This is a genomic window from Gluconobacter oxydans, from assembly GCF_006539685.1.
In the GTDB taxonomy this organism is placed as follows: Bacteria; Pseudomonadota; Alphaproteobacteria; order Acetobacterales; family Acetobacteraceae; genus Gluconobacter; species Gluconobacter oxydans.
Genome location: NZ_BJNM01000057.1, coordinates 1 through 5,508 on the forward strand (window position 1 = coordinate 1; position 5,508 = coordinate 5,508).

The window sequence follows — 5,508 nt, forward strand, 5'->3', positions numbered from 1 at the left end:
CCCATCAAACCCCGGGACCAAACACCTAGGGCAGCAATCCTGTCCGCCGCCTCAGGATTTCCGGCTTCCCTCAAGGCCTTCGCGATCGCTTTATCGTGGCGGCCGGAGACGAAGTCATGGCCCAGCCGCAGTTCTTCCAGGCGAGCAATTTTTTCCAGGCGCTGCAATGTGAATTTACTGCTGAGGACATGGTCCTCTTGCCATTCAGGAAGAAGCAGGTGGCCATGTGTGCCGCCATCCTTTTGATGAATGACCAGTGTCAGACGCTCGGGGTCAGCGCCCAGTTCCCGACAGATCTGGTTGGCGAAGTGGGTCAGTTGCCCATCACTCATGTGTTCGGATGGATTGAAGGCAATATGACGTAGGCCGTACCGGATGTTTTCCCGCCGTGCTTCCTTCATCCAGTCTTTCAGCAGGTAGTCGCTCCCGGACAGAATACGAATGGCTTCATTCTTCGGGCCAGACAGGACATGTCGTGAAACGGCCTGATGCCCGCTCCTGGTCTTGATCCGGCTTTCCTTCACAATCATGGCGTCGCACCTGCGAAGACCTGATCACCGGTTCAGTGCATGACAGGAAGGGGCGCCGGTCGAAGCCGACGAGGCCGACCGGAACGCAAACTGCGCAAAAGGATGTCAGTCCGGTCTTTCAGGCGGTCGATATCCTGCAACGTGTCACCACAGGCAACGGCGTCACCGAGATGGGCGGCATGAGCCAGCTGGTTCAGGTTGTTGCCGATGAGTCCCAACTCCCCCCGTAACTTCCGCATCTCGATATCGACGGCTCCGCCATGACGATGCGACAGGACCGCGTCCTGCAACAGAGTACGGACCCAGTCAGCAGTCGTGGAATGACCGAGGATTTGGGCGGTTCTGCTCCAGCATTCCAGCTCGTCAGGCCAGGCTCGTACAGACAGACGAGAAGATCGGGTACGGGATAAGGATGGGATCTCAGGCATGGCGAGGCGTCCTGGTCTGGGGGTTAACGGGGGAGGAACTCCCCCTTGCCAGCTGTCGAATGGTTACCCTTGGGTAGCCGTTCGACACTGCTGGCTGAAGGTAGAAGGTCCTCACAGAACAGGATAGCAATTGGAGATTAGAATTTCAGAACGAGAGAGAAGAAAATGGCAATTATTTTATTTCACTCGAGCCAATGCATCGTTCTCCGGGTTTTTATTAAAAAATGACGTTCGGAACTCACTGCCTCTAAAAATATTGGAATACCCATGGGGATATTTTCTTTTAATTACGCAATGTTGATTTCTCTCTGCGCCGCAATTCATGAAAATACACGGATGACCCGAGGAAAATTTCATGACTGACCACCTTTCGCTTCAGGCACCAACCAAATCCGAAAAATACCTCACGCGACGCAGCGTTCTAAGTGGCGTCGCAGGAATTTCCCTTCTGGGATTCAGCAGTGTCCGAGGCGCCAGCATTCCAGGCAACGTCTCACCTCCGAGCGTCGTCAGTCAGCCCCCACGGGCATGGGGAACACAGGCAGGCCCCAGTTATGTGCCGGACCCGGATGTCATCACTCTCGACCCATCCTTTAAAGACCTTACCTATTTTGCATCTCCCATCCGTCGCGTATGGGACCAGGGTGGCTGGCTGGAAGGCCCGGCCTGGAGTAACGAAGGGCGCTTTCTGGTTTTAAACGACGTCATCCGTTCCCGTGCCCTGCGCTATACATGGGAAACAGGCGAGATTTCAGACTTTCGTCCTGACAGTTATGCTGCAAACGGTAACTGTTTCGATTTCACGGGACGCCTCATTGTCTGCGAGGATTTTTTCCGACGGGTGGTCCGTTGGGAACATGATGGAAGCGTCAAAGTTCTTGCCGACCGATATAATGGACAGGGCCTGAACTCTCCCAATGATGTCGTACCCCATCCAGATGGAAGTGTCTGGTTCACCGATCCAGGCTACGGCACGAACCTGACCGAAGGCCATCCTGACGCACCGGGAGGACCGACAAATCCGGACGGAAAAATTCGCTGGAATATCGGGCGCGAACTCATTGGCGAAATTGGTGGCACAAAACGTCAGGCTGACAATGTGTTTCGAATTGCTCCAGACGGAACTCTTACATCTGTCCTTCAGGAAAAAGATATTCGTGACCCGAACGGCCTGTGTTTTTCAACGGATTATAAAAAGCTCTACCTCGTTTCCACACCCAAGGGTCCCGGTCAGACAGTTGGAGGAGACCAAGCCATTCACGTTTATGATGTTAATGGCAGCGTCCTGAGCAATAGGCGTATTTTCACCAATATGCGGCTCAATGGCGCACAGATGAATCCGGACGGCATCCGCATAGACGTTTTTGGAAATCTCTGGTGTGGAGCCTCCGGCCCTCTCGGCTTGTGCGGTGTAATGATTTTCAATCCGGCAGGAAAGCTGATTGGACGGATCAGACTCCCTCAAGGCTGCTCCAACCTGACCTTTGGTGGTCCAAAACGTGACCATCTCTTTATGTGCGCGGCTGGATCTCTTTTCACACTCCAGGTCGGTGTGCAGGGATTTGCACCCTCTTGAGATAATATGAGGGCCTCTACGCTCTCCCAAAAATACGCTGCACCGTAAATGCCCAGAGAATTTCTGGCTTATCCGGCAGCCTGTGCAGGCGCAAACGGGTTGCGGATAACGGTCATATCGAACACTGACAGACCATCCTGCATATCTTCTGACAGAACTGTTTCGAGGCCGTTTTCAATGGCACAGGCCAAGATCATGCTGTCATAGGTCTGCAAGCCATAGCGGCGCACAATCGCCCAACCTCGTGCATAAACGCCTGTTGTCAGGTCATGCACCGTGGTCAGACTTCTGATGTCAGAAACAAATTCCCCGATATCATCCAAAGACAGTTTCGTCTTACGGCGCAGCGTATTCGTCATCTCGTTGAGGGACTGAACAGAGATATGACAATCCGACTGACTTAGCAGGTCAACGGCAATGCGCGTTTTCTCTAGGTCCTGCTCCATGCAGGCATAGAGCAGGATATTGGTATCGAGAAAAATGGACATGCTCAGTCCTAAGGACGTTCAAAGCGAAAGTCCTTGGGTAATTTACGGCCTATCGTTTTCAGAGACTGCAAAGCCTCTTCATGGCTTTTGAGACGAGAAAAGACCGCCTCAACATTATCGCCTTCCTGCAGGCCAAGCTGCCGGACGATATGAGCGGGAATACGAACCGCAAGGCTATTTCCCCATTTTGAAACCTGCATGACACCCTCCCCTGATGGATAAACATATACCTATTTTAGATATCCATCGCTCTGCAAGAAAAATCCACTCTCAAGAGAGGCTTGCCTTACCAGAATGTTTGCCAGAGAATGGGCTCAGATTTGGTCATGGAAAGACTGGCGTCGGCTTTTTCGACATCTTTTCAAGTGGTTGGCTGTGGGACGCATCCCGCAACACTAGGTTCGAGTCCCGCAGCTCGCACCACCTTTCAGAACTGATTGAAATGATTTTTGTGCTCCTGAAGCCAAGAATCCTTCATTTTCACGCTAAAGGCCGGATGACAGCAAAACAGATCATTACCCCGCGCTTATTCAACTGCATTGCAGCGCTGGGTTGAGCCGGGGAAATCCGAGCATTCGCCCTTTACGGCATCCCACCGGAAATCCATTTCCGGGCCTGCCATGCCGTTGTTCTGGAACTCGGTCGTCACCGCGCTCACATTCGTCACATGACCCTTGCTGTAGACCAGATCGACGTACCCGTTGTGAAAGCCCGGAATCTTGCCCACGCCTTCAAAATAGGTCGGCTTTCCGTCTTTTCCAGGAACGGCAAACAGTTTGCTCACCTGGGCCGGGGTCGCATGTTCCAGCTTGCGCAGGAACTCGGGCGACAGACTCTGGCAGCTGATTTCAGGACGCGGGTCCTCGCCCACGTTTGAATCCCAGCACGCCTTTTGACCCCCAAGCGGCGTGGCAGATGCCAGCTGAGGCACGACAAGCCCTGCCCCCAGCGCCGTCGCCATCGTGAAACCCCTAAAATGCCTCAAGCCTACCATCTGCAAAATACTCCAACAGAACCGTCTGTTTTCCGAATCTATCACAGCACCCCGGCAGAACCCACAGAGGCAGCCAAACACCTTTTGCGGAAATGGCGCTTCAGGATGGCGGAGCCGTCTCGGGGTAAAGCCAGCGCACCACCCGCCCCATCGTCAGCCCCTGCACGATGATCGTGAAGACCACGACCCCATAGCAGACCGGAAGCAGCGTCTCGCGCAGCTCTCCGGCCGGAAGCCCCAGAGCCAGCGCGACGGAAATGCCTCCTCGCAACCCGCCCCAGGTCAGAACGCCCAGTGCGCGCCCCCGTTCTCCAGGTTGAAGATGCACGGGCATGGTGGACAGGAAAACACTCGCCCCTCGCACCAGAACCGAAAGCGGGATGACCACCAGCATCGTCAGGAGCGGCGCCATGTGAAGCCGGATTTCCAGAAGCTCGAACCCGATCAGCAGGAACAGCAGCGCGTTCAGGATCTCATCGATCAGGTTCCAGAACACTACCATTTCCTCGCGGGATTTCTGCGTGATGGCCCGATGACCCGCCTTGCCCGCAAGACTCATACCCGCCACCACGACCGCAATCGGCCCGGACATGTGCAGCCCGTTCGCCAGGCTGTACGTCCCCGTCGCCAGCGCCAGAGAGCCCAGAAGATCGATCTGCGTGTCCTCCACGCCCCGCAGCAGCAGCAGGGTCAGCCAGCCCGTGAAGGCGCCCAGCAGACCGCCGCCTACAGCCTCGACCAGAAACCGCAGTACGAAATCCCCGATCGAGACGGAACTCGTCTCCCCGGTTGCCAGCCCGATCATGGTCCCGAAAATGACGACACCCACGCCATCATTGAACAGGCTTTCACCCGCGAATGTCGCCTGCAAAGCCGGGGGCAGCCCCAGCCGCCGCAACATGCCCACAACTGAAACCGGATCGGTCGGCGCCAGCATCGCTCCGAGCAGCACGCACCAGCTGAAGGGAACCGCCAGTCCAAACACGGGAAAGATGAGCCAGGCCGGAGCCGCCAGCAGCCCTACGGCCAGGGATGTCCCCAGAATGGCCAGCGCCGCAACCGATTTCCCGCGCGACAGCAGCAGGCCCAGATCGACCTGCATCGCTCCCGCAAACAGCAGGAAGGACAGCGCCCCATCAAGCAGCGTCCGGGGCAGATTGATCGTTCCCAGCAGGGACTGCGGGACCTGTTGCAGGTCATAGCCCGGAAACAGCGGATTCAGGATCATGACAATCAGGGAGATAAGCATCGAGATCAGCAGGATCCCGATGGTCAGCGGCAGTTTCAGGGTCCGGTAATTGATGATCCCGAGCAGTGTTGCCACAGCCAGCAGCAGAGCAAACAGCCCCAGAGAGTTCATGTCCGCGTTTTCCTCCCCGATGTCCGCTCCGGCAGCGCCTTACAGCGTGACGAACCGCAGGCGAACAGATCCAGCCTGCTTAACTGCCGACAGCCCCCCGGAGTTTCTTGTGAAAACAGAGGTGGACCCGTC

The 5,508-nt window shown here is 55.8% G+C and carries 8 protein-coding genes; 2 read left to right on the top strand and 6 right to left on the bottom strand.

The genetic code is table 11. The features are described from left to right. Together GOX01_RS12055 and GOX01_RS12060 are read right to left on the bottom strand one after the other, a co-directional pair. A partial coding sequence (locus GOX01_RS12055) for a relaxase/mobilization nuclease domain-containing protein (RefSeq protein ID WP_141259266.1) occupies nt 1-530 on the bottom strand: 530 nt, incomplete at its 3' end. A gap of 32 nt (nt 531-562) precedes the next feature. Beyond that, nucleotides 563-958, bottom strand: coding sequence for a plasmid mobilization protein (locus GOX01_RS12060; RefSeq protein WP_081107010.1), 396 nt, complete (start codon nt 956-958; stop codon nt 563-565). A gap of 355 nt (nt 959-1,313) precedes the next feature. Between GOX01_RS12060 and GOX01_RS12065 the strand changes: the two genes are divergently transcribed. Further along, nucleotides 1,314-2,534, top strand: coding sequence for an SMP-30/gluconolactonase/LRE family protein (locus GOX01_RS12065; protein WP_062268795.1), 1,221 nt, complete (start codon nt 1,314-1,316; stop codon nt 2,532-2,534). 68 nt (nt 2,535-2,602) lie between these two features. On the opposite strand, the gene GOX01_RS12070 is transcribed toward GOX01_RS12065, so the two are convergent. Then, nucleotides 2,603-3,022, bottom strand: a complete 420-nt coding sequence (locus tag GOX01_RS12070) for a PIN domain-containing protein (protein ID WP_011252921.1) — start codon at nt 3,020-3,022, stop codon at nt 2,603-2,605. 8 nt (nt 3,023-3,030) lie between these two features. After that, a complete protein-coding gene (locus GOX01_RS12075; RefSeq protein ID WP_080504746.1) occupies nt 3,031-3,222 on the bottom strand; it encodes an AbrB/MazE/SpoVT family DNA-binding domain-containing protein in 192 nt (63 codons plus the stop codon). Between the two features lie 14 nt (nt 3,223-3,236). On the opposite strand from GOX01_RS12075, the gene GOX01_RS12080 reads away from it, so the two are divergent. Continuing rightward, nucleotides 3,237-3,578 carry a hypothetical protein gene (locus GOX01_RS12080; RefSeq protein WP_011252920.1) on the top strand — a complete coding sequence of 114 codons (342 nt, stop codon included), beginning with the start codon at nt 3,237-3,239 and terminating at the stop codon, nt 3,576-3,578. Here GOX01_RS12080 and GOX01_RS12085 read toward each other — a convergent pair. Continuing rightward, entirely contained in the window at nt 3,549-3,983 is a 435-nt protein-coding gene (locus GOX01_RS12085; RefSeq protein ID WP_228119354.1) for a hypothetical protein, read from the bottom strand. The genes GOX01_RS12080 and GOX01_RS12085 overlap by 30 nt on opposite strands. A gap of 133 nt (nt 3,984-4,116) precedes the next feature. Further along, nucleotides 4,117-5,376: a cation:proton antiporter gene (locus tag GOX01_RS12090; protein ID WP_062268797.1), complete on the bottom strand. Its 1,260-nt coding sequence runs from the start codon at nt 5,374-5,376 to the stop codon at nt 4,117-4,119. Nucleotides 5,377-5,508: the final 132 nt, after the last annotated feature.